Raw genomic sequence first — 21,113 nt, 5'->3', positions numbered from 1 at the left:
ATAAATCAAGAAATTCTCTAATATTAATTGTCTAATATGTGATAGATTTCACCTATCAAGGGCGGTAATTACAATAGATCTTGCTTATGTGTCGCATCAAAAAATAAGTCGGCCATATTGCTCTAGATAAGTGAGACGCGGCTAGTCGAGATGATATATCTCCATGATTTCACTAAGAATCTTATCAAAGTCAATATTTAGATCCTTGAGCTCACCTGAATGAACATCAAAAACCCAACCATAGACCTTAAGACCCCTTTCGCGGTTTGCTTTTTGAACAGCAGCAGTCTTTATGGCATTGATACATTGTTCCTGAACATTTAGCTCAACAAGGCGCTCATATCGCTTATCCTCGTCTTTAATATTATTGAGTTCAGTTTTGTGAGTGCGATATACATCTCTGATATTTCTAAGCCATGGATTAAGAATACCAAGGTCTTGGCTTTCCATTGCTGCCTTTACTCCACCACATCCGTAATGCCCGCAAACGATGATATGGTCAACTTTAAGATGTTCAACAGCGTAGTTTAGAACACTCATGACATTAAGATCAATACTTATAACCATATTGGCAATATTACGATGAACAAAAACCTCTCCAGGGCCGGCCCCCATTACTTCTTCAGCAGTTACTCGACTATCAGAGCATCCGATATAAAGATAATTCGGGTTTTGCCCCGCACCTAACTTTTCAAAGAATTTCTCATCTTCGTTAAGCTTTGCCTTCACCCACTCTTTATTATTTTTGAAGATATTTTTGATATCCATTAATTCACCTATTTGATTATATTCGATAAATAATATGTGAATCTAATGAATTTGCCAATTACGCTTTAAGTTATAATCCCTCTAGAAGGAACTTAACCGCCAGACTTTGAAGAATAATTGCTGCAATAATACTAAAAATAGGCCCAAGCTTATCTGAAGCACGTTTTGCAATGCTCATTCCAACAATTGTTGAACAAAATGCCCATCCACCGATAGAGATAATATATGGAGTTAGCACCTTTCCTGTTGCACCAATTGTCACACCAACAGCAAAGGCGTCAAGACTTGTAGCAAATGAAACGAGTATTACTTTAAAAATACTGTGGAATTCTTTTGGTTTTTCTTCCTCATCATCGTGCTTACCACTCAATTCTTCATAACCTTCATAGGCCATATGAATGGCAACAGCAGTTAAGAGTCCAAACGATATCCAGTGATCTATATAATCAAATTGTGCAATAACTTTCGCACCAGCAATGGCTCCTAAGAATGCAACTAGCGCTTCCGCACCACCTGAAGAGAAAGCAAATTTTATCGAATCACTAAACTTATGAGGACGAGCTCCCATTGCGACAGCAGCAGAAAAAGAATCCGCACAAAGGACAAGCCCTATTATAACAACTTCAAAATAATTAACCATAAGTACTTATAATACTGTTTGATTAGCTAGACAATGATTATTCTTTTTTTCACACTACTGTCCTAAATGGTATTTTTTTAATATTGTCATAGCAATGAAATACTTAATCCTCATTCTCTCATTTAGTAGTTATGCATCCCTTGAAAGCGTTGACTCTTACTTTAATGATGACGAGTTAAGTAAGGTTCTAAACCAATCTGAATTTGAGATTGATCAATGTCATGATGTTAATAATATTAGCTTTGGTGAGAGCATAGAATATTTCATTAAAAAATTAGCAAATAAGAAACCAACATTTCTTCATGTGGCATCAGTTTATAATATGCCTTCAAAAATGGAAAACCAAGAAGCTGTAGGGCTACTTAGTCACCCTCTATGCCTAGTCTCTAAGGAGAGCCTTTCTCAAACAATTAAAAAAGTACCTGATGCTAAAACAATTGAATTAGCGAATCGCTTTGCTGATGAACATAATGAATACCGTTCACTAGGCCATAGAGAAGAGCTTAAGAAACTATGGGCAAGATTCTTTGGTTGCCTTGCTTATACTGAAAGCTTAACAACTGCTGATACAAAAGCCAGTAAGAAGCTTGCAAAGAAATATGGACCTAGAAAATATAGTAAACCGGATGGAGTAAAGTTCTACTACGATAAGTGGCAACCAAAAGTGAGTCGTTTAAATATCGGCCTCTTTCAATTCACACCAAATTACGCTGGCAATATTAAGCCTTGTGTGGATTCATGGAATCACTTCTACCAAGAAGAGAAATGTCAGATCAAGAATAAGGAACAGGATAATTTAATAAGAGTTTTTGGCTCAACCACACAGCAATTTAATGCCTATTGTGGAGTCCACAAAGTTATTCAAGCATTTTCAGTTCAGCTTAATACGCAAACAAAGAAGTACACACACCCAAGCAATACAGAATCAGGAAAGCTAAAAGAGTCGAATAAGAGATGTGTCAGCCCACACTTCTATGCAGGCTGGTCTTATAACCACTTTGGGCCACTTCAAAACTCAACGGGTGATAACCTAAGAAAGCTTATGTCCTGTATTTATCACTAATTTTTAAAATATTTAATGCTTCCCTTCATCCCAAAGACAATATGTCCCTTATCTAAAATTAGAGTATCCGCAAAGATATTCTCAGGCTTCTCACCTTCAGAAAATAAACGGGATTTGATAAGGCTTCCATCATTAAGGTCTAAGTAAGATATCTTTCCAAGGCGATCAATAAAGATCAGCTTCTCTCCATCATACTTCATTGATGAATAATTATAGCCAATCTTCTTCTTGCGACTCTCATACTTCCATTTAAGTTTGGAAGTCACACTATTCCAAGCATAGACACGTCCATCAAAGTCATTAAAGACAACAATATCATCAAAGACTAAAGGCTTTCCAATTACAGGTGAATCAATTTCAACAGAACTAATTCTGCCCCCTAATGAATTAAAGCATACAAGTCCACCAAGCTCTGACTTCACATGAAGTTCACCTTGAATAAAGCAAATATTCTCACGTGTTGCAACAGGTCCATACCAACTTGAAAGAGGTAGCTCTTCACGCCAAATTTGCTTACCGCTCTTGGCATTAATTTTATAAGCAAAAGGTCTAGCCTTACCAAGGTCTTCTTCAGGAACACCACTTGCAACATAAACTGCATTATCTTTTAAAAGAACAAAGGCATCCATATGGCCACCTTCAAAGTGCCAGATTTCTTTCATTGTTTCAGGATCAATTGCATAGAGGCCATCCCCACCAGCTGTTTGAAAAAGATAGTCTTTTCCTTCAATTGTGTGAATGACAGGAAGAATCTCTGTATGCCCCTTAGTTTTAAAAGAGCCTACAACCTTCTTTTGCTTAGGATCAAATTTATAAACCCTCATATGATGAGAAGCATGAAGCCCTTCGCCAAAATATAAGAAGCCTTTAAAATAGACAGGAGTTGGCGACAGAAACTTACCAAAGAAAATCTTATTCTTTATGGCCCCAGTTTCTATATCCAAAACAAAGAGATTACCTTCTTTAGATCCAACAAAAAGTTCTCCATCGACAACAGTACCGGAAGCAAAGATTCCTTCAGGTACAATTTGTTGCCAAATAAAATTCTCAGGATCAACATTTATTGGGTCTTTCTTATAAGTGATATCACTATTAAAAGTATTTTGAATAAATAGAGGTACTGGCCCATGCTTTATATATTGATAGGCTTCCATTCCACCGTAGATAAGAAGATTAAAAATCATTGCAGAGATTAACACCTTAGGCTTAAGTAAAACCTCAAGAAGCTTTTTTGGCCCTTCGGCCTTGAGCTTAACCCCAAAGAGCCCTGCAATAAATGTTGCAACAACTGTAATTCCTGTACTTAGAAAAGCTAAGGGTAACAATACCGTTGGAACAATAGAGTAACTATAATCACTACAAAAGTTGTTATTGCATGAGTTTAATACTTCCAGAATTTCCATCAACGAAAACATCCTCTCCACCTTTAAATTTAATATGACATTGTTTAATTCCACTCACAGCTGGAATTCCCATTTCTCTGGCAACAATTGCACAATGTGACAGGACACCACCACGCTCAACAATGATCCCACTTGCTTTAGTGAAAACTGGTGTCCATCCTGGATCAGTTGATTGAGCGACGACGATTGCATTTTCAGGCCATTCAATCTCTTTCCAATTTGAAGGATTATTGATGACAACAACCTTGCCCCTAACCATTCCTGAAGATAGTCCTTCTCCGACTAGATTACTTGAAGAAGCTTCTTCATTACCATCAATAACAGACTTTATTTCTCTTAAAGAAGTAACTGTTGAAAAGTTGAAGTTTCGAAACATTTCAATCTTATGCTTTCTTTCTCTGATAAGGCTTAAGTAACTTCTTTTAAAATTCTTTATCTCATGGATATGAAGATAGAAGATATCATTTAAGTCATCTAATTTATATCGACGTGCGATTTCTAAACAAAGATATCGAATATGGGCATAAGGTTTTAAAATCGCCATTTTCCACTTCTCTCTTAGCTCTAAGAGATCCTTTAAAATCTTCCACTCTTCTAAGATCAAAGTCTTTTTAAATGACTTCATTGCCATAATTTCGGCTTCAACATCATCTAATGTATGATTATTTTTTTCTTTTACATACTTCTCTAAGGGATAATCATAGAATGCATCATCACCAATTTCGGCCCATCTCTTAGCACTGAGATCGAGTTCTCCCGGACCACGATGACCATAGCGAGCAAGAAAATTGTGACGAGCATTGGGCTTTGCACATGCTTTTTTAAAGTAGATTCCCATTTTAAATGTTTCTGAATTTATTCCTGCTCCAGACCATCTCTTAATTAAGTGATCGGCCTCTTGAGGAGTATAGATACTTTTTAAAAGAGATATTAAGGTTTGAATTGTTGTCTCTGTTAATGAGATCAAGATATAAGGCCATACCAAAGTTCTCTCACTAAAAAGTGATGACTCTTTTGAGAAGCGATTTAAAAGATCTTCCAATGTCCAATCTTGATAGATCTTATTATCATATGGCCTTTTATTAATAACAGAAATATCCACCAATGCCTTCGTTGCATCATTAATAACTTCTTTTCTATGTGTATTGATTGAGAGGCCAACCTTCAACATTCTCCACATTGTCTGAGGTGTCTTCATAAGAATATGTGGAGTAACTTTTGAAAAATGAAATTTTAAATGCGGCCTAGGATTTGGCTCTATTGTATAGGGAATTGGACCAAAATACATTTGCCCAAGCTTTGAAAGGTTAATATAACTTCGTCCAAAGACTTCATCCATTAAACACTCATCTTTACTGAAGCCGACATAACCAAGCTCTTGCAAGGCCTTATCGAATGCCTGATCCTTCCTAAATGAATTTGCCCAAATCTCAGTTGTTAATGTTGTTGGCGCTGTTGTCCATTCTGCAAATGTCTGTCCATCCCAGACTGTCTCTTGAGGATAAATTGACTCTAATCTTTCAAGCTCCTCATGGCCAATTCTCTTAAGGTTTGAAATTGAAGCTTTTGCTGTAATTGGCCTTGCTTGAAGAAGATAGACAATCCCCTTTTTATCAATGGCCCATTCAATATCAAAATCATCCTGATACTTATCTTCCACAAGTTTTGCACAACGAATAATTTCATCAATTTGTTCAGAAGTTATATCTGGGCTTACTCTTTGGGACTCACTCAATATTGTGGGAGTTCTTTTCCCAGAAACAAGATCTTCACCGACTCCATCAATATACTCAAGCATCCAAGATTCAAACTTCCCTCTTGGGTCTTTTGAGAAGTAAACTCCTGAAAAAGATGGGTCAATCATACGTTGAATTACAACGTTCATTGGGACTTCTTTAGAACTTCCTAAGAAATGTTGGCGATAGGCTTTTGAAGATTCTTTATTAATTGAGTTAAAGCAGTCAGTAATCGCTCTTTTTAAATCACTATCATTATCGACATAGAGAAATGTGGAATTCTGGCCAGCAAAACTATTCTCTTTCGAGTCTTCCCCAGTAGCAGAACTTCTAACGGCCAAAGAGTGTTCTCCATCTTTAGCAAATTGATAAACTTCCTCTAATTCACTATCTGATGGCATTGCATCCAAGATAATTCCATTTGGAACAGGAATATCCATCTGTGCCATCATGGCAAGCATATAAGCTTTACCACCTACTTGTGTTTTGTCTTCAGGTAAATTCTCAAAATAATATAACATCGGCCCATCCTCTCAATAAACTTATATCGTTTAAGAGTTAAAGAGGACATGATGTATATCATGAAAAACAATAATAACAGAACAGAAAGAAATTAATTTAAGAGAATATCTAAGATTTCCTGTTGCTCTTTTGTTCTTAAGCTCTTGTCAGTTACTACTGCGTTAAGATTGGCCTTTTCAAAGCTTTTCTTATCCTGATAAATCTTAGGTATTAAGTGTTTTAATAGCTCTTTCACATTAGACACATTCTTATTAATGACTGCAGTGATCTCTTCTAGTGAGCAAGCTTCATCTTTCCAACAATCGTAATCAGTTACAAGTGCTACTGTCGCATAAGCAATCCCTGCCTCTACTGAGAGATAGCTTTCAGGAACATTAGTCATTCCAATGACACTGGCACCAAAGCTACGATAAAGTTCACTTTCGGCACGACTTGAGTATTGAGGTCCTTCGATACAGATATAGCTGCCACCAAAGTGAAAGTTTGTATCAACTTTGTTTTGTACAGATTTGATCGATTCGACAAGCTCTAGCGAGATTGGTTGCGCAACAGAGACATGTCCCACAATCCCATCTTCAAAGAAACTTCTTTTGCGTAGTCCTTTGGTCCAATCAATAAATTGATCTGGCATAAAAAAGTCACCTGGAGCGACTTCTTCTTTTAATGACCCTACAGCTGAGATTGAGATTATATGAGTCACTCCTAACTTCTTAAGAGCAAAAATATTGGCACGATAATTTATATCAGAAGGAGAAATATGGTGTCCTACACCATGTCTTGTGACAAAGAAGAACTCATAATCAGAAACCTTGAGCTTTTTTATCTTACTACTAGGTTCCCCAAATGGAGTCTGTATTTCTATTGATTCTACTTCCTCTAAAATATCGAGGTCATAAACCCCACTTCCACCAATAATTCCTAATTTCATATATCCTACTTATAAAATACTGCTAAGAATTGATTATACTTCTTTAAATTCTTAGTTCGTGAATTTATAGTTGTAATCTCAACATTTAGGCTAGCAGCATCGGCCCATTCTACAATTTCTTCATTTGAAAAGCCAAAATGCTTTACACCCATTGCTTTAGGGTCGGGATGAAAACTACCGTCTTCAGTCTCAAGATCCACAATGGCCATCTTCCCCCCATCTCTTAACATTGAAGCAAGTTTAAGAATCATTTTATCTGGAGAATCAAGGTGATGAAAAGTCATTGAACTTATAATGAGGTCAAACTTTTCATCTAAGTCATCTTTTTCTAAATCAATATTTATCGAACGAATATGATCTTGGTCACTTGTCTTCTTGTTAAAGACTTCAAGCATACCGTGCGAAGTATCAACCCCAGTTATACTTTTTGCGATATTTATGAATTCAAGGCCAAAAAGTCCAGTACCACATCCAAAGTCTAGGATATCCACTTCTTTTGAAATATTTAAAACCTGAAGAGTTTTTTGCGCTAACTCTCCCATTAACTTAATTTTATCTTCTGAATCCCATGTATTTGCAGCATGATTAAAATGAGACATATTAAACTCCAACTATTTTGATATGAATATTATGATACTTCACTAAAAGTAGCCAATCGCTTTGCATTAAGCTTCAAAATCAAAGTAATCAGATAATTCACCTTCATCATCTGCTAGATCGTCAGGGTTATAATCATCAAGAAAACCGATATGATAAAGAGCGTCTCCGGCCATAACAAGAGATGAAGTACTCATTCCTAGAATAACTCCATCATGCTCCATGCGAACTTTAGTAATGAGATCACCAGACATCTGACGTAGCTCTCCTACAACCTCACCCTCTTTAACAATTTTACCGTACTTTGCTTTATTTAATAGAAGACCACCACGGGAGGCCCGTGTCCATTTTCGTCTTTTTATAATAAATTTTTCACCAATAAATTCTTTCTTCGATTTTATCATTCCATAGTGCGACAGAATACTATTGATGAGATTTAGTCCATACTTGGCAATGGTTTCATCAATTCTAAGTCCTTCCCCTCCTTCAAAAACGATACATGGTTTACCTAATTCGCTGATTGCTTCTCTAAGTGAGCCATCACGTAAAGCACTATTTACAACAAGTGGTATACTCACATTTTCGACGAGTTCGTGCATTCCAGGAGTACTCAAATCACAACGGATTTGAGGTATATTAAAGCGGCCAGCACCGCCAGAATGTAGATCAATAAAAACATCACCATAGCGAGTAACATTCCTAAAGATAAAGTCTGCAAAGCGAGATCCAAAGTTCCCTTTATTCTTACCAGGAAAGCAGCGATTAATATCTTTTCGATCCGGAAGGTAACGGTGCTTATTTAAGAAACCATAGATATTGACAGTAGGAAGAACAATTAAAGTTCCCTTTAAGAGCTTCATCTTTTTCTTCATAAGAAGCTGGGCCGTACGAAGTCCATTAATTTCATCCCCATGCATGCAGGCGGTGACAACCACACAAGGAGAAACTTCTTTAGTCGCCCGATAAACGTAGACTGGAGCCTTAACTTTTTGAAGTCCATAAAATGATGGAAAATCCACAAAGTCCAGACGTGGATAGCCGATTTCATAATCTTCAATATCTAAATCAAATAAAGAACTCTTCAATTAAATATCCTTTTTTACACTTTCGAAATTCTTCTCAATATATTCAATTATTTTAACGGCAATATTCTTCTCATTAGTTCCCTCAATTCCTTCAAGACCTGGAGATGAGTTAACCTCTAATATCTTTGGTCCACTGCCTGAGCGTATAATATCAACTCCGGCCATATTTAACTTCATGGCCTTTGCTGCCGCCACTGCAACTTTTCTTTCTTCGGGAGTAATTTTAACTTTTATCCCAACACCACCACGGTGAATATTAGAACGAAACTCACCTTCTTTTGCCTGTCTCATCATGGTAGCGATAACCTTATCCCCTACAACAAAACAGCGTATATCTGCACCTTTTGCATCTTTAACAAATTCTTGAACAAGGAAGTTTGCATGTAACACTCTAAAGGCATCAATTAGGCTTTCTGAAGCTTTATGGGTTTCTCCAAGAAGAACACCTCGCCCCTGAGATCCTTCAAGAAGTTTAACAACAAGAGGCGCCCCACCAACTAACTCAATTAACTTATCTGTTTGTTGAGTTGTTTTTGCAAAACTTGTTTTAGGAAGTGGTAATTCCTTATGTGAAAGGATCTGCATTGAGCGTAGCTTATCTCTTGAGCGTCCGATAGCATTTGAAGAGTTCAAACAATAAACTCCCATCATTTCAAATTGACGAACAATGGCCATTCCATAGGCACTAATACTAGCACCAATACGTGGAATTACAGCATCAACATTACTTAGCTTTCTCTTCTTATAATGAACCATTGGTGAGCCAGAGGTTACATCAACAAAGCAATCACTTGGATGAACAACTTCAATCTTATGACCCTTTTTCTTTGCTTCCTCTACCAGTCTCTTAGTTGAGTAGAGGTTCTTATTTGAAGATAAAATAACAATATTCATAATTTCTCCATAAATGATTACATTCAATTTTACAGTGATTTTACTCTGAAAATTCTCTTTTAAGTAAATAGAAAAGTGAAAAAAATTTAACTAGACTCAACAAGTTCCATATTCAAAAACCACATCTCTAAATATATATACCATAGATCAGATAAGATGACTTAACGCCACAAGACAAGAAAATTAAGATTTTCTTAACTTTACGTTTATATCTTACGATTATTAAATCAGAAAAAATATTCTTGCGGGTTTCACCTCACTAAAGCATGATTTTAATCATGTCCAAGATTAAAATTTACATACAAAAAACTTCTAATTTCTTATGAATAACAAACTTCTCTCTCTCCTCCTCATTTTTAGACACTTTTATTAGATAAAATCTTTTTACTTTTTTTCATGGTCAAATATTCACCTGAAAATAAAATAAAATATTTTATTCATTTTACAATTTTGGTTTACAAAACTTCCCTTTTCATACAAATAGGACTGCGAAATCTTAAAACTCTAAAGGTATTGGTAGGTATTTGTATGGCGATCAATCTTATTATTAGCATGGACTGGGAAGGTATTTCTTTAGAGCATAAGAACCTTTCGGCCATTAGTCAGTTCAAACAAAAATGGAATGCACCTATTGTTCATTACAAGAATGCCGCTTATTACACCAATAAACGTCTTGAGAATATGGATATCAACAAAACAATGAAGTCTGTTATCTCTCAAGACGATGAAATTGGTCTACATCTCCATACCCCTCGCCACTTTGTACAAGCGGCAGGTGTTATACCAAGAATGGCGCCATGCTTTAGCAAATACGGTGATTATAATGCTGGCGATATGAATGGCCAGGAAGTAATGCTTGTTGCTTATAACAAAGATGAAGTAAAGGCCATGATCCAATATTCACTTGAGAAATTAAAAAGTAACGGATTTGATGCTATTCATTCTTTTAGAGCTGGCGGATGGATGTCTGATGAAAGAGTCTGGGAAGCACTTGTTGAAACAGGTATACCAATTGAAAGTTCTGCAACAAATTACAACCTACTGAATGGAAGCTCTTGGGAAGGAGACAACCTCCAACGCTATATTTCCCTCATTTGGGGAGAATTGAATGTTCTATCTCGTCCATATTATCTTCAAAACTTCTGCGGAAGTCTTTTTGAAATTCCTAATAACCTAGGGGCCATTGATTATTGGAAAGAGCAGACTATTGATGATCACCTTGCAGCAATAACTGATCACTATAATGCCAATGAAGATATGTATTTAGTTATTAATTCTCACCAGGAAACTGCCCAAGAGAACTTTCACAAACTAGATAATTTTCTGAGTCGCTTAACTGATGATTATGGTGATGAAATAAACTTTACAACAAATAAAGATATTTATTTTAACGAATTAAAGAAGAATAGTTAAAAGGGAAGACTACTTCCCTTTTATCAACTTCTCTTTTAAATCCTCATCAACACTTTGTGGGCCAATCCATGGAGAATGCACAATTGAGAATAACTTCTTATCATCTTTCTTAGAAGAAATGGTTTCTCCATTCTTTTGAATAATAACATCTGAACCGTTTAGTTTATAAATCGCCAATACATCGCCTTCTTTAACATCAACAGCATTATTCTTTAACCATTCCAGCTGTTTCTCAACGCCTTTAAGTTTACCTAGTGATTCATCCCAACCAGCTTGAGAATGTTTACGCTCTACATCTCTTAAGTAAGTAATCTTAATTAATTCATCATCTGAGACAATACTTTTAAAATAACTAACTTTATAAACATCCCAGAAGTAATATGAAAGAACACCTTCTCCAACGAGCTTAAAGTCCTTATCCATTTTGGCCATTACAAGCATAGGAAATAATAAAACTAATATTAATAACTTATTCATATTGAATGACTCCTATTTTCCTCAATGGAATTAAAGTGAGATAAGTAAAGTCTAGCTCAAATGAATTAGTCGCAAAGTTTATGCTATTTTCTTTAGCATGATGATTATTTTGATATAACTCACCCATCATAAGGAAATCTATAATTAAAGTATTCTTTGAATGATCATCGAGATCATGGTTTCGATAACCGTACTTATGGCCACACCAATTCACAATGGCCCCGTGTATTGGACCAAGTAAACTATGGATAGGAACAAGAAGTAAAAACCAAAGAGAATCTGTAAAAAGTAAGTACATGAGTGCGTAAAACACAACAAAGAGAGATCTGACGGGAATAGAGTCAGCAATAGCAACAATTTTGGGAAAAGTTTCACGTTGCGTTTTTACACTCATGTACTTACGGTATGTATGTAACATCATATCGACAATATTCTTACTAACAACAGGAGAATGAGGGTCTCCCTCTAGATCCGAATGAATATGATGCTGCATATGTAAAGTTTTGTAATGTTGAGGGCGAAGAAAGCTTGGACCTTGCGATAAGATCGTGAGTATCAAAAAGAATCGATCCCAACCACGCGACATCTTACATTGATCGTGAGAAATATAGCGATGCAAGTAAAATGACTGGCAAAATAACGATAAATACCAATGAATAAATAGAAATCCTATCGCAAAATACATACTAGCTCCGTTTTACTCTGAGGCCCTAACTAATTTCTTCTTGAATAAGAAGTGGCCAACAAACCACTCATCTCCATTATTATGACCAAAAAGTTCAGCACAAGAGGCAAAGAAGATTTTCCATCTTTCAAACCATAATTTTGCATCTTCTGCTCCATAAGTATCAGCAAGAACATTCATGAGAGCTTTTTCATGTTTATCCATATTTTTAAACCAAGCTTCTGAAGTTTCTTGATAATGCTTACCATTTACTTTCCACTTCTCTTCTAAAGAAAGTGAATCTTGCACTCTTTCAAAAAGGTCAAAACTTGGCATGACACCACCAGTGAAGAAATACTTCCCCATCCAGTTATCATCACCCTCAGTTTCAAAAAAGTATGAAGCACTCTTATGACAGAAGATATGAATGAAGACCTTACCATCATCCTTTAGCCAACTAGCAACCTTTTCAAAAAGAACATTATAATTTCTCATATGCTCAAACATTTCAATTGAAACAATACGATCAAATTGCTTATCGATACTAAAAGTATTCATATCTTGCGTTAATATCTTTAAATTACTAAGCCCACGACTCTTTGCTTTCGATTCAATAAATTCACGTTGAGACGATGAATTTGAAATGGCCGTAACTTTTGAATTTGGATACTTCTTTGCTAGATATAGAGTTAAAGAACCCCATCCACAGCCAAGTTCAAGAATATCCATTCCATCTTCAAGCTGCGCTCTTTTACAATAAAGTTCAAGCATTGCTTCTTCTGCTTCATCAAGAGTTTTTACTCCTCTTTCAAAAAGAGAACTTGAATACTTTAAATTCTTACCAAGAACTAACTCAAAGAAACCAGCTGGTAACTCATAATGTTGCTCATTAGCCTTGTCTGTATCTTGAGCGATAACAGATGAATTAAGCTCACCTAAGATGCCATCTCGATGAAAACTGAAGTTCTCATAAATTTCGTCTTGTCTTTGCTTAATTAGCTTTCTAATTCCTACACGAATTAACGGATCAGGAATATAACCTCTTTCAGCAGCATTCATTAAAAATGACATATATTCTCCTTAGTTACGATAAAGTGGTTTTCCAAAAGTTAAATGAGAAACACCAATGGCCCTTTCGTGGAATCCACCGATGCAATATGAGAAGTAAAAGTTCCATAATCTTATAAATTCCTCATCTTCTCCAAGTTTTGGGATTTCATGAGTATTTGTATTAAAACGTTTTTTCCATTCCTCAAGAGTTCTTGCATAATGTGATGTAAAGTCCACTTGATTATATAAACGCATATCTGAAGTAGACTTAAATGATGAAAGAACAGCATGAATTGAAGGAATAAAGCTTCCAGGGAAAATAAACTTTTTAATGAAGTCTAATTCCTTTACGGCGCGGTCATATTCTTGATCGTTAATTGTAATGATCTGAAGTAGGGCCAGCCCATCCTCAACCAAGAGATCAGATATCTTTTGCGTATAACTATCTAAAAACTGCTCTCCTACTGCTTCAATCATTTCGATTGATACAACACGATCATACTCACCCTTTAAAAGACGATAATCATCTTTTAATAAAGTGATCTTATCTTCTAAACCTTCTTTAGCAATTCTCTCTTTTGTTACACGATATTGATTATCTGATATTGTTGTCGTCGTAACATGGCAGTCATAATTCTTTGCTAGATAGATCGCCAATGCACCCCAACCAGAACCAATCTCAAGAATACGATTTTCAGCTCGTATATCGAGGCGCTCAGCGATTAGCTTAAGCTTTGCTTGCTGTGCCTCCTCTAATGTTGATTCTTCATTTTCAAAAAAAGCAGATGAGTACATCATAGATTCATCTAAAAAGTGTTCAAAAAGCTCATCTGGAAGATCATAGTGCGCTTTAATATTCTTCTTTGAACCATCAATAGTATTCCTATCTTGCCAATACTCAATTAGCCTTGCAGGCTTTAGAAGATTAACAAGGCCTGAGTCTACTTGACTGAGTGTAGACTTATTTAAAGCAAATAGTCTCATGACATTATCAAGATCATCAGTGTCCCATTTCTTAAGAATATAAGACTCTGCTGCACCTATTGATCCTTTAGTGAAAACATCAACAAAGAAAGATGGATCATTGACCTTGATTTCAGCATTAACAAGGATATCACCTTTACCAACCTCAGTAGTGATATCTTGTTCAATAATCTTAAGACGTCCATATTGAAGATCATCTAATGATTTAAGTATTAGCTTTCTAATGGATCTTGTTAAAAAACCATAGTTTGATAGCGCTTGTACTTCAGGGTATTTCTGAAGAGTTTTATAGTCTGGTTTCATAATACACCTTCCTTATTTTTATCTGAGATTATTGATTTACGACTGTCTGGGTTTGGATGATCAAAGAACGGAATTCTTTTCATCCATAGTCTTAATGCTTGAAAATATATTCCAAATATCATTTTAAAAGTCATTAGCGGATGTTTAAAAAGCATTCGATTTAAAGAACGAGAAGAAATATTAACTCGTTTTAACTGAAGTCCTGCATAGAAGACTGCACTGCCTTTATCCAAGCTTGTCATATGAATTCTAAGAGAATTCGATGGCACAAAGAATTCCCAAATATATTTAATATCCATTGGGAAAAATGGTGAGATATGAAATTTCTTATCAAGCTTAATTTTTAATGATTTGTCATTTACATCCTCTCCATCAAAGACATAACAATAACGCTCACCCCAAGGAGTATTTTCGATTTCTGCCATTAAGGCATCAAGCGTCTCTCCATCTTCTTTATAACAATAGTAAAAACTCACTGAGTTAAAACAATAACCAAAGAAGCGTAAATTTGTTAAAATTCTTACTGGCCCATTTGGTCTTCTACCAATCTTGTCTTCAACAGTGTTAAATACTTCTTCTTTCAGTGGTTTTGACTTATCGCCATGGTAATCTCTTCTTCGAAAAGAAATAAAGTTCAACTTTTCAAGAGACCAAAACTTTGATTTAGAGAAGACTTCATCAAGTTCATCTAAATCAATATAGCTTAGGAATAACTTGTACTTGAAGTTATGCTCTTTGGGTGAATAACGGTTGTGAAGGACTTCTCCTTCGTAGAGGCAGCTTTTCATATCTTCTCCAGTTCCTCTACAACACGAAGAGCACTGAAAACACCATCTTCGTGAAAGCCATTACGCCAATATGCTCCACAATAGTGAGTACGATTCTTCCCACTTATATCTTTCCAACTTTCTTGTGCCTTCATCCCCTCGAGAGAGAATAATGGATGCATATAATCCATTTTTTTAATTATTTTCTTCTCATCTATTTTTCGGTATGGGTTTAGAGTGACATTGAACAAATTCTTACTCTTTAACTCTTGTAAGATATTCATATTATATGTCACTGTGGCCCCTACTTTTCTTTCAATAGGAAGTTGATAATTCCATGCTGCCCAAGCAAGCTTCTTCTTTGGAAGAAAACTTCGATCTAAGTGTAGGTATGTTGGATTAGCAATATAAGGAATTGAAGAAAGAACCTCGCTCTCTTTTTGTGTTGGAGCATCTAAAATCTTTAATGAAATATCACTATGTGTTGCAAAAATAACATGATCAAATTTTTCGCTCCCATTTTTTGTTTCCACAACAATGTGATCATCATGACGAATAACTTTTTGAACGGGAGTATTTAATCTAACACTATCCTTAAAATGTGGAAGCATTTTATCAATATAAGAATTTGATCCTCCATCAATTACATACCACTGTGGACGATCATCAACCTCTAGGAAGCCGTGATTTTCAAAAAACCTTAGCACGAATTTAGCAGGAAATTGCCATACATCTCTTGGGTCAGTCGACCATACCGCGGCCATCATAGGAACAATATAATATTCAATGACGCTATCTTTAACTTTTCGTGATTCAAAAAATGCTTGAAGAGAGATATCTCCATTATCATTAGAGAGAAAATCCTTGGCCTTCTTATTAAAGTCAATTATTCCCTTTAGCATTGAATAGAATTTCGGTCTTAAAAAGTTTAATCGCTGAGCAAATAGAGTATTAAATGAGGTTCCATTGTACTCAAGACCAGTTTTATCACAGCTGACACTAAAGCTCATGGATGTCGGTTTATAAGCAACTTCTAATTCTTCAAGAAGTTTTAAAAAGTTTGGATAAGTCTTTTTATTAAAGACGATAAACCCAGTATCAACACGATGTTTTTCACCATCTAACTCAATATCGTGTGTATGAGTGTGCCCACCAAGATAATCATTGGCCTCAAATAGAGTAATGTCGTGCTTACTTGAAAGTTTGTATGCACATGTTAAACCAGAAATACCAGAACCAATGATTGCTATTTTCACTACTCCCCCTTCAGCCTTTTCTTGATGTACTTTGTGACTGATCCGAGAACAGGAATATGTTCATATATAAATTCACCCATATCAAAATAGTCGCGGTGATAGCTTACAAGTCCATTTTCATTAAACTTTATGACTGAGTTTCCATGAAGGATAACTGGTTTTCCTGAGTTTAGATTTGGAGTTCTCAAAATCATTTTCCATACTCCCACATGATTAGAACCATTTGAGATGATATCCGAAAACTCAAATTTGATATCAGTTACACCTTCATAAATACCTTTGTAATATCCCTTAACTTCATCGATTCCCTTATGGCGTCCAATAGGGTCAATAAATAGAGCATTAGGAGCATAGAAGTTATCAAGAATATCGACGTTATCAGCTCTTAATTCATTAAAGACCTTCTCTATTCGTTGGGCCTGAGATTTCGTTTGTGCATTATCATCTTGCGCGTATGCCATATCCACATTGCCTCCTATTAGTAATAAACTTGTCATTAAAATAATTATTGTGTTCACCTTTGGAAACCAAAGTAGAAAGCGGTTCGTTCTTTCTTGGTATTTACGGTAAAGATCACCCTTAGACTTTAATGAAGACTCCTCTGCCGGAGGTACTCCTGTTACTGAAGTAATAAGATAAAGCATGATCAAATACGGTATTAAACCGATAAATGAAATAGGTGCTGAACTAAGTCCATATACCCCAAAGCCGGCCCAGATTAATGTTTCAAAAAAATAATTTGGATGTCTTGAGTATTTCCAAAGACCGATATCACAGACTTTTCCACGATTTTCTTTATTGGAAACAAACCTTTTAAGCTGAGAGTCAGCGATTAGCTCCCCAATAATTGCAATGGTAAAAATTAAAATTCCAAAGTAATTTGATATATCAAAAGTTGGATTCACTATCGCTAAGTAGAGAGGGATAGCTAAGACAACATTTAATAAGGCCTCACCAACAAATAGCCCATAGAGATAGACTCCATACATGACTTTCCACTTTTTCTTTAACTCTATATAACGTTTATCTTCTCCCGTTTGTCTTATTCGAGTAAAGAGATGTGTGCTTAAGCGTGCAGACCAGATTCCGTAGAGACAAAATAGCACAATAGCATTTAAGTTTTCAAAGAAGTTTTGACCCTCTGGGTAGTTAAAATATAAAACTCCCATAATTAGAAAGAAGCTTGAGCACCAATAAAAGTCTAAGTAAGCAAATACCTTAACTCGAAAAGAGATGTACCAGCCAATCGTAAAGTAGACTAGAAGCAGCGCTGTGATAATCAGTATACTTTCAAACACGTTTGATCCTTTTTAAGTCAGTTATCCTTATGCCTATTAGTACGCATAAGGCTTAGAAATAGATCAGTTAAATAAGAAAAAAAGCACAAAACAATGTAATTTTAACAACTTACCCCCAGTCTTTTATATTAAATAAGAAAAAATCAACTTTAATGTGATCCATTTTTTGATTCATCTCGTAATGAATAATATGAGAGTAATAAATATGCAGGATCAAGTTTTAGCGAATTTAGGACTCAGATGTGATAGACTAATTCCTATTATTAGGAGACATCACAAAGTGCAATTGGGCCTAACTGAATTAGAAAACTTGATTCGAGAAATCGCTCAGGAAAAATCAAGACATGCTTTTAAGAAGCTATTTGATTTCTATTACCCAAAGGCGATGAACTACCTCCTTAAAGCTGGATTATCAAAGGAAGTTTGCGCAGAGCTTTCTCAAGAGGCCATGCTAAAGGTTTGGAAGAAGTCTTCCTCATACTCTCCAGAATTGGCCAATGTTAATACTTGGCTATTTACAATAATAAGAAATACAAAATATGACTATTTAAGAAAACAAAGCCGTGATCCTTTAGCAATCATAAGTGCTGATGATGTTTTTGATGAAAATATTCACACACTTGATTCTACGCATGAAATTGAAGAGATTTATCAAAGAGCGCAAACTCAAGAAATGATAACTAAACTCTCTCAAGATCAGCAGGATGTTCTCTACGGTATATACCGAGAAGGACTAACTCAGTCGGAATTTGCTCACATGCGTGACATTCCCCTGGGGACAGTGAAATCACGGGTAAGACTAGCTATTAAAAACTTAAGATTACTAATGGAGGAAAAGTGAATAAGCTTTATCATCCTGACACAAATTTAATAAGAGACTATGTTAACGCTAAATTACCAGCGGGAGCTTCTCTTCTAATATCAACTCACTTAAGTGAATGTGAGGACTGCCAACAACATATGGCCACACTTACAAACGAGGAAGCTCAAGTCTTTTTTGGTGATGATAGTGAGATCAAAAAAGATGAAGTGGACGATGCGTTTGAAAGCCTCTTTAATCGAATAGAAGATGAAGAAAGTGAAACAATTGTAAATATTAAAGCCAAGCAAAATACTGCAACGATTAACTTCGGGGATAAGGTATTTGAATTACCTGAAAAATTGGCCTTTGCGGCAGAGAAAAACCTTAATTGGAAAGAGTTCGGTAATGATTGCGGTGTGGCACAAATTACAGAAGGTGCCGGTGGTGGTCTTTTCTTTATCTACATGGGACCAGGAGAAACTGTTCCAGAGCACGGCCACAGTGGACGTGAATATAGCTATGTTGTTGATGGTTATTATTACAGTGAAGGAACTCGTTTAAGTAATGGTGACTTTTCTGTATTTGATGAAAAAGATACTCATGCACCAGCAACTGCAAGTGATGAAGGATGCTTAGTGGTTTCATTTGTTGAAAACCGCCTTAACTTCTTTCAAGGATTATTGGCACCATTAAATCGCCTACTCTGGTGGTACCTTAAGAGGTCTTAGAAAGTTATTATTCGCAGCAATCAGTTGAAGATTCAAACTCTATTGTGGAATAGACTACATGATGACTAGATAAAACCTCTTTAATACTTTGCTTTAAAATGTCTAAGTCCCTTGCCTTTGTTTCCGGCGCAACAAGAATATGAAATCTTAAATAGAATGATTCATTATCTAATGACCAACCTTTTATAGCATGCATATCTTTTACAAGCTCTAAGGCCTCAACCTCTTCTTTTATTGTATTCATCTCAATTTCATCAGGAAAATGCTGAAGGAATATTAGTCCAACTTTTTTAAGATTATGATAAACACCTCTTAGAATAATAAATGAGATCAAGATCGAAAGAATCGAGTCTAAAATATACCAAGGCTTAAAATGAAGTATTACACTGACAATAAGAACGGCCACCCACCCCATTAAATCTTCCAATAGATGGTACATAACCATTTTTTGATTTAGACCACTCGTCTTAGACATGCGATAAGCAGCAACCCCATTCACCACAATTCCCAATAAGGCCAACCATAGCATTCCCATTGCCTGAACAGGCTCAGGTGCCATTATTCTTTGAACTGCTTCGTAAATGACAAAAATACTACCAGAAAAAAGAATTAGGCCATTTATAAGTGCCGATAGAATCGAAAAACGACGATAACCGAAAGTAAATTGATTATCCGCTTCTTTCTTACTTAATTTTTCTGCAAAATACGAAAATAAGAGAGCAAGGCTATCTCCGATATCATGGAGAGCATCTGAATAGATGGCCACACTATTTGTTAAGTAGCCGCCTATTAATTCAATCACAGCAAAACTAGCATTGAGGAAAAATGCGATTAAGATATTCTTGCCATTCATATCACCATGGTGATGGTGGTGGTGATGATGGTGATGTCCTCCAGACATAAGGGCTCCTCAGATTCTGTGTAATTATTGATATTATTAATGATTAAACCGTAGAATTCAAGAGGGATACGATGTTATAATCTCTGGTATGAAGTTGATTAATACACTTACTCTTTTATTTCTAATTTTATCTTGTTCATCAAAGTCGTGGAAAGAGACATCACGTGAAAGTGCAGGAATTGCGCCTAAGGCCCATGAGCTAAAGGAAGATATTGTACAAGTCTACTATGCACGAGCTTTTTCCTGGCGAGGCAACTTTGCCGTCCATCCATGGATTGCTTGGAAGAAAGTTGATGAAGAACAATACACTGTAGCGCAAGTTACTTCATGGAATATCAGAAGAGAAGGTAGCGCCATTAGAATTGAAAAGGACCTTCCTGATCGTTTATGGTTTGATAATATACCAACCCTAGCCTTTGAGGCACGAGGTAAAAAAGCCTCTACCATCATTGAAAAACTAAAGCCTTTAATTGAAAATTATCCGTATAAAGATCTTTATCGTATTTGGCCTGGACCAAACTCAAATACATTTGTTTCCTATCTAAATCGCAATATAGAAGAATTGGATATTGAACTTCCACCTCATGCCATTGGTAAGGATTACCTAGGCACTAATAAATTTATTGCTCCAACAGCATCAAACACTGGCTACACCCTATCGGCCTTTGGGCTCTTAGGTGTAACATTTGCTAGAGCAGAGGGAATTGAATTCAATCTCCTTGGGTTAAACTTTGGTGTCGACTTTGCTGATCCAGCACTTAAGCTGCCTTTTGCTGGACGTGTTGGCTATCCAGACCGCTCACTATGATATTTATTATATTTACAAGCGATGGC

At 35.8% G+C, this 21,113-nt stretch carries 21 protein-coding genes; 5 read left to right on the top strand and 16 right to left on the bottom strand.

Annotated elements, in window-relative coordinates; translation table 11 throughout:
- Positions 1–141: 141 nt before the first annotated feature.
- Together ACMAZI_RS13135 and ACMAZI_RS13130 are read right to left on the bottom strand one after the other, a co-directional pair.
- Positions 142–768, bottom strand: a complete 627-nt coding sequence (locus ACMAZI_RS13135; protein WP_115361046.1) for a carbonic anhydrase — start codon at positions 766–768, stop codon at positions 142–144.
- A 70-nt stretch (positions 769–838) separates the two neighbouring features.
- On the bottom strand, positions 839–1,408 hold the full coding sequence (locus ACMAZI_RS13130; protein WP_120404429.1) for a manganese efflux pump MntP family protein: 570 nt from the start codon (positions 1,406–1,408) through the stop codon (positions 839–841).
- Between the two features lie 94 nt (positions 1,409–1,502).
- Between ACMAZI_RS13130 and ACMAZI_RS13125 the strand changes: the two genes are divergently transcribed.
- Positions 1,503–2,471, top strand: a complete 969-nt coding sequence (locus ACMAZI_RS13125) for a hypothetical protein (RefSeq protein WP_412474264.1) — start codon at positions 1,503–1,505, stop codon at positions 2,469–2,471.
- Here the strand turns inward: ACMAZI_RS13125 and ACMAZI_RS13120 are convergent.
- From ACMAZI_RS13120 to rimK, 6 genes are all read right to left on the bottom strand, one after another.
- Complete coding sequence (locus ACMAZI_RS13120) at positions 2,468–3,886, bottom strand: PQQ-binding-like beta-propeller repeat protein (RefSeq protein ID WP_412474263.1); 1,419 nt, start codon at positions 3,884–3,886, stop codon at positions 2,468–2,470. The two genes, ACMAZI_RS13125 and ACMAZI_RS13120, sit on opposite strands and share 4 nt — an antisense overlap.
- Positions 3,840–6,131 (bottom strand): PEP/pyruvate-binding domain-containing protein, encoded by a 2,292-nt coding sequence (locus tag ACMAZI_RS13115; RefSeq protein ID WP_412474262.1) that lies wholly within the window; start codon positions 6,129–6,131, stop codon positions 3,840–3,842. The genes ACMAZI_RS13120 and ACMAZI_RS13115 overlap by 47 nt, the downstream gene beginning before the upstream one ends.
- Positions 6,132–6,223: 92 nt before the next feature.
- Positions 6,224–7,060 carry an S-methyl-5'-thioadenosine phosphorylase gene (mtnP, locus tag ACMAZI_RS13110; protein ID WP_334679078.1) on the bottom strand — a complete coding sequence of 279 codons (837 nt, stop codon included), beginning with the start codon at positions 7,058–7,060 and terminating at the stop codon, positions 6,224–6,226.
- Between the two features lie 5 nt (positions 7,061–7,065).
- Entirely contained in the window at positions 7,066–7,659 is a 594-nt protein-coding gene (locus ACMAZI_RS13105; protein WP_334679077.1) for a class I SAM-dependent methyltransferase, read from the bottom strand.
- Positions 7,660–7,725: 66 nt separating this feature from the next.
- Positions 7,726–8,742 carry a succinylglutamate desuccinylase/aspartoacylase family protein gene (locus ACMAZI_RS13100; RefSeq protein ID WP_115361058.1) on the bottom strand — a complete coding sequence of 339 codons (1,017 nt, stop codon included), beginning with the start codon at positions 8,740–8,742 and terminating at the stop codon, positions 7,726–7,728.
- The gene (gene rimK / locus ACMAZI_RS13095; RefSeq protein ID WP_115361060.1) at positions 8,743–9,636 is read right to left on the bottom strand and encodes a 30S ribosomal protein S6--L-glutamate ligase; all 894 of its coding nucleotides are present in this window, start codon (positions 9,634–9,636) and stop codon (positions 8,743–8,745) included. It lies immediately after the preceding gene.
- A 528-nt stretch (positions 9,637–10,164) separates the two neighbouring features.
- On the opposite strand from rimK, the gene ACMAZI_RS13090 reads away from it, so the two are divergent.
- Positions 10,165–11,049 (top strand): hypothetical protein, encoded by an 885-nt coding sequence (locus ACMAZI_RS13090; protein ID WP_412474261.1) that lies wholly within the window; start codon positions 10,165–10,167, stop codon positions 11,047–11,049.
- Positions 11,050–11,058: 9 nt separating this feature from the next.
- On the opposite strand, the gene ACMAZI_RS13085 is transcribed toward ACMAZI_RS13090, so the two are convergent.
- Genes ACMAZI_RS13085 through ACMAZI_RS13055 form a run of 7 tightly spaced genes read right to left on the bottom strand, consistent with a single transcriptional unit; the run spans position 11,059 to position 17,848 of the window.
- Positions 11,059–11,526 (bottom strand): chalcone isomerase family protein, encoded by a 468-nt coding sequence (locus ACMAZI_RS13085; protein WP_120404423.1) that lies wholly within the window; start codon positions 11,524–11,526, stop codon positions 11,059–11,061.
- Positions 11,519–12,211, bottom strand: coding sequence for a fatty acid desaturase (locus ACMAZI_RS13080; protein WP_115361066.1), 693 nt, complete (start codon positions 12,209–12,211; stop codon positions 11,519–11,521). Before ACMAZI_RS13080 ends, ACMAZI_RS13085 begins: the two co-directional genes overlap by 8 nt.
- Positions 12,212–12,223: 12 nt before the next feature.
- The gene (locus ACMAZI_RS13075) at positions 12,224–13,261 is read right to left on the bottom strand and encodes an SAM-dependent methyltransferase (RefSeq protein WP_412474260.1); all 1,038 of its coding nucleotides are present in this window, start codon (positions 13,259–13,261) and stop codon (positions 12,224–12,226) included.
- A 9-nt stretch (positions 13,262–13,270) separates the two neighbouring features.
- Entirely contained in the window at positions 13,271–14,527 is a 1,257-nt protein-coding gene (locus tag ACMAZI_RS13070; RefSeq protein ID WP_115361069.1) for an SAM-dependent methyltransferase, read from the bottom strand.
- The gene (locus ACMAZI_RS13065) at positions 14,524–15,315 is read right to left on the bottom strand and encodes a DUF1365 domain-containing protein (RefSeq protein ID WP_412474259.1); all 792 of its coding nucleotides are present in this window, start codon (positions 15,313–15,315) and stop codon (positions 14,524–14,526) included. The genes ACMAZI_RS13070 and ACMAZI_RS13065 overlap by 4 nt, the downstream gene beginning before the upstream one ends.
- The gene (locus ACMAZI_RS13060) at positions 15,312–16,550 is read right to left on the bottom strand and encodes an NAD(P)/FAD-dependent oxidoreductase (RefSeq protein WP_412474258.1); all 1,239 of its coding nucleotides are present in this window, start codon (positions 16,548–16,550) and stop codon (positions 15,312–15,314) included. Before ACMAZI_RS13060 ends, ACMAZI_RS13065 begins: the two co-directional genes overlap by 4 nt.
- Positions 16,550–17,848, bottom strand: coding sequence for a DUF1295 domain-containing protein (locus ACMAZI_RS13055; RefSeq protein WP_115361075.1), 1,299 nt, complete (start codon positions 17,846–17,848; stop codon positions 16,550–16,552). The genes ACMAZI_RS13060 and ACMAZI_RS13055 overlap by 1 nt, the downstream gene beginning before the upstream one ends.
- Before the next feature lie 280 nt (positions 17,849–18,128).
- Between ACMAZI_RS13055 and ACMAZI_RS13050 the strand changes: the two genes are divergently transcribed.
- Positions 18,129–18,689, top strand: coding sequence for a sigma-70 family RNA polymerase sigma factor (locus ACMAZI_RS13050; RefSeq protein ID WP_162929544.1), 561 nt, complete (start codon positions 18,129–18,131; stop codon positions 18,687–18,689).
- A complete protein-coding gene (locus ACMAZI_RS13045) occupies positions 18,686–19,378 on the top strand; it encodes a cupin domain-containing protein (RefSeq protein ID WP_115361078.1) in 693 nt (230 codons plus the stop codon). The genes ACMAZI_RS13050 and ACMAZI_RS13045 overlap by 4 nt, the downstream gene beginning before the upstream one ends.
- A gap of 7 nt (positions 19,379–19,385) precedes the next feature.
- On the opposite strand, the gene ACMAZI_RS13040 is transcribed toward ACMAZI_RS13045, so the two are convergent.
- Positions 19,386–20,279 (bottom strand): cation diffusion facilitator family transporter, encoded by an 894-nt coding sequence (locus ACMAZI_RS13040; RefSeq protein ID WP_334679067.1) that lies wholly within the window; start codon positions 20,277–20,279, stop codon positions 19,386–19,388.
- 88 nt (positions 20,280–20,367) lie between these two features.
- Here ACMAZI_RS13040 and ACMAZI_RS13035 point away from each other — a divergent pair, with 88 nt between their 5' ends.
- A complete protein-coding gene (locus ACMAZI_RS13035) occupies positions 20,368–21,087 on the top strand; it encodes a DUF3750 domain-containing protein (protein ID WP_334679066.1) in 720 nt (239 codons plus the stop codon).
- Positions 21,088–21,113: the final 26 nt, after the last annotated feature.

Source organism: Halobacteriovorax sp. YZS-3-1, assembly GCF_047084945.1.
Taxonomy (GTDB): domain Bacteria; phylum Bdellovibrionota; class Bacteriovoracia; order Bacteriovoracales; family Bacteriovoracaceae; genus Halobacteriovorax_A; species Halobacteriovorax_A vibrionivorans.
Note: the sequence above shows the minus strand (reverse complement) of the source record. Positions and strands in the feature narration are given on the sequence as shown.

What these genes read in the sequence shown, in the direction of transcription:
- ACMAZI_RS13135 (WP_115361046.1), bottom strand. Translation starts at nt 768, where the DNA reads ATGGATATCAAAAATATCTTCAAAAATAATAAAGAGTGGGTGAAGGCA.
- ACMAZI_RS13130 (WP_120404429.1), bottom strand. Translation starts at nt 1,408, where the DNA reads ATGGTTAATTATTTTGAAGTTGTTATAATAGGGCTTGTCCTTTGTGCG.
- ACMAZI_RS13125 (WP_412474264.1), top strand. Translation starts at nt 1,503, where the DNA reads ATGAAATACTTAATCCTCATTCTCTCATTTAGTAGTTATGCATCCCTT.
- ACMAZI_RS13120 (WP_412474263.1), bottom strand. Translation starts at nt 3,886, where the DNA reads ATGTTTTCGTTGATGGAAATTCTGGAAGTATTAAACTCATGCAATAAC.
- ACMAZI_RS13115 (WP_412474262.1), bottom strand. Translation starts at nt 6,131, where the DNA reads ATGTTATATTATTTTGAGAATTTACCTGAAGACAAAACACAAGTAGGT.
- mtnP (WP_334679078.1), bottom strand. Translation starts at nt 7,060, where the DNA reads ATGAAATTAGGAATTATTGGTGGAAGTGGGGTTTATGACCTCGATATT.
- ACMAZI_RS13105 (WP_334679077.1), bottom strand. Translation starts at nt 7,659, where the DNA reads ATGTCTCATTTTAATCATGCTGCAAATACATGGGATTCAGAAGATAAA.
- rimK (WP_115361060.1), bottom strand. Translation starts at nt 9,636, where the DNA reads ATGAATATTGTTATTTTATCTTCAAATAAGAACCTCTACTCAACTAAG.
- ACMAZI_RS13090 (WP_412474261.1), top strand. Translation starts at nt 10,165, where the DNA reads ATGGCGATCAATCTTATTATTAGCATGGACTGGGAAGGTATTTCTTTA.
- ACMAZI_RS13085 (WP_120404423.1), bottom strand. Translation starts at nt 11,526, where the DNA reads ATGAATAAGTTATTAATATTAGTTTTATTATTTCCTATGCTTGTAATG.
- ACMAZI_RS13080 (WP_115361066.1), bottom strand. Translation starts at nt 12,211, where the DNA reads ATGTATTTTGCGATAGGATTTCTATTTATTCATTGGTATTTATCGTTA.
- ACMAZI_RS13075 (WP_412474260.1), bottom strand. Translation starts at nt 13,261, where the DNA reads ATGTCATTTTTAATGAATGCTGCTGAAAGAGGTTATATTCCTGATCCG.
- ACMAZI_RS13070 (WP_115361069.1), bottom strand. Translation starts at nt 14,527, where the DNA reads ATGAAACCAGACTATAAAACTCTTCAGAAATACCCTGAAGTACAAGCG.
- ACMAZI_RS13065 (WP_412474259.1), bottom strand. Translation starts at nt 15,315, where the DNA reads ATGAAAAGCTGCCTCTACGAAGGAGAAGTCCTTCACAACCGTTATTCA.
- ACMAZI_RS13040 (WP_334679067.1), bottom strand. Translation starts at nt 20,279, where the DNA reads ATGTCTGGAGGACATCACCATCATCACCACCACCATCACCATGGTGAT.
- ACMAZI_RS13035 (WP_334679066.1), top strand. Translation starts at nt 20,368, where the DNA reads ATGAAGTTGATTAATACACTTACTCTTTTATTTCTAATTTTATCTTGT.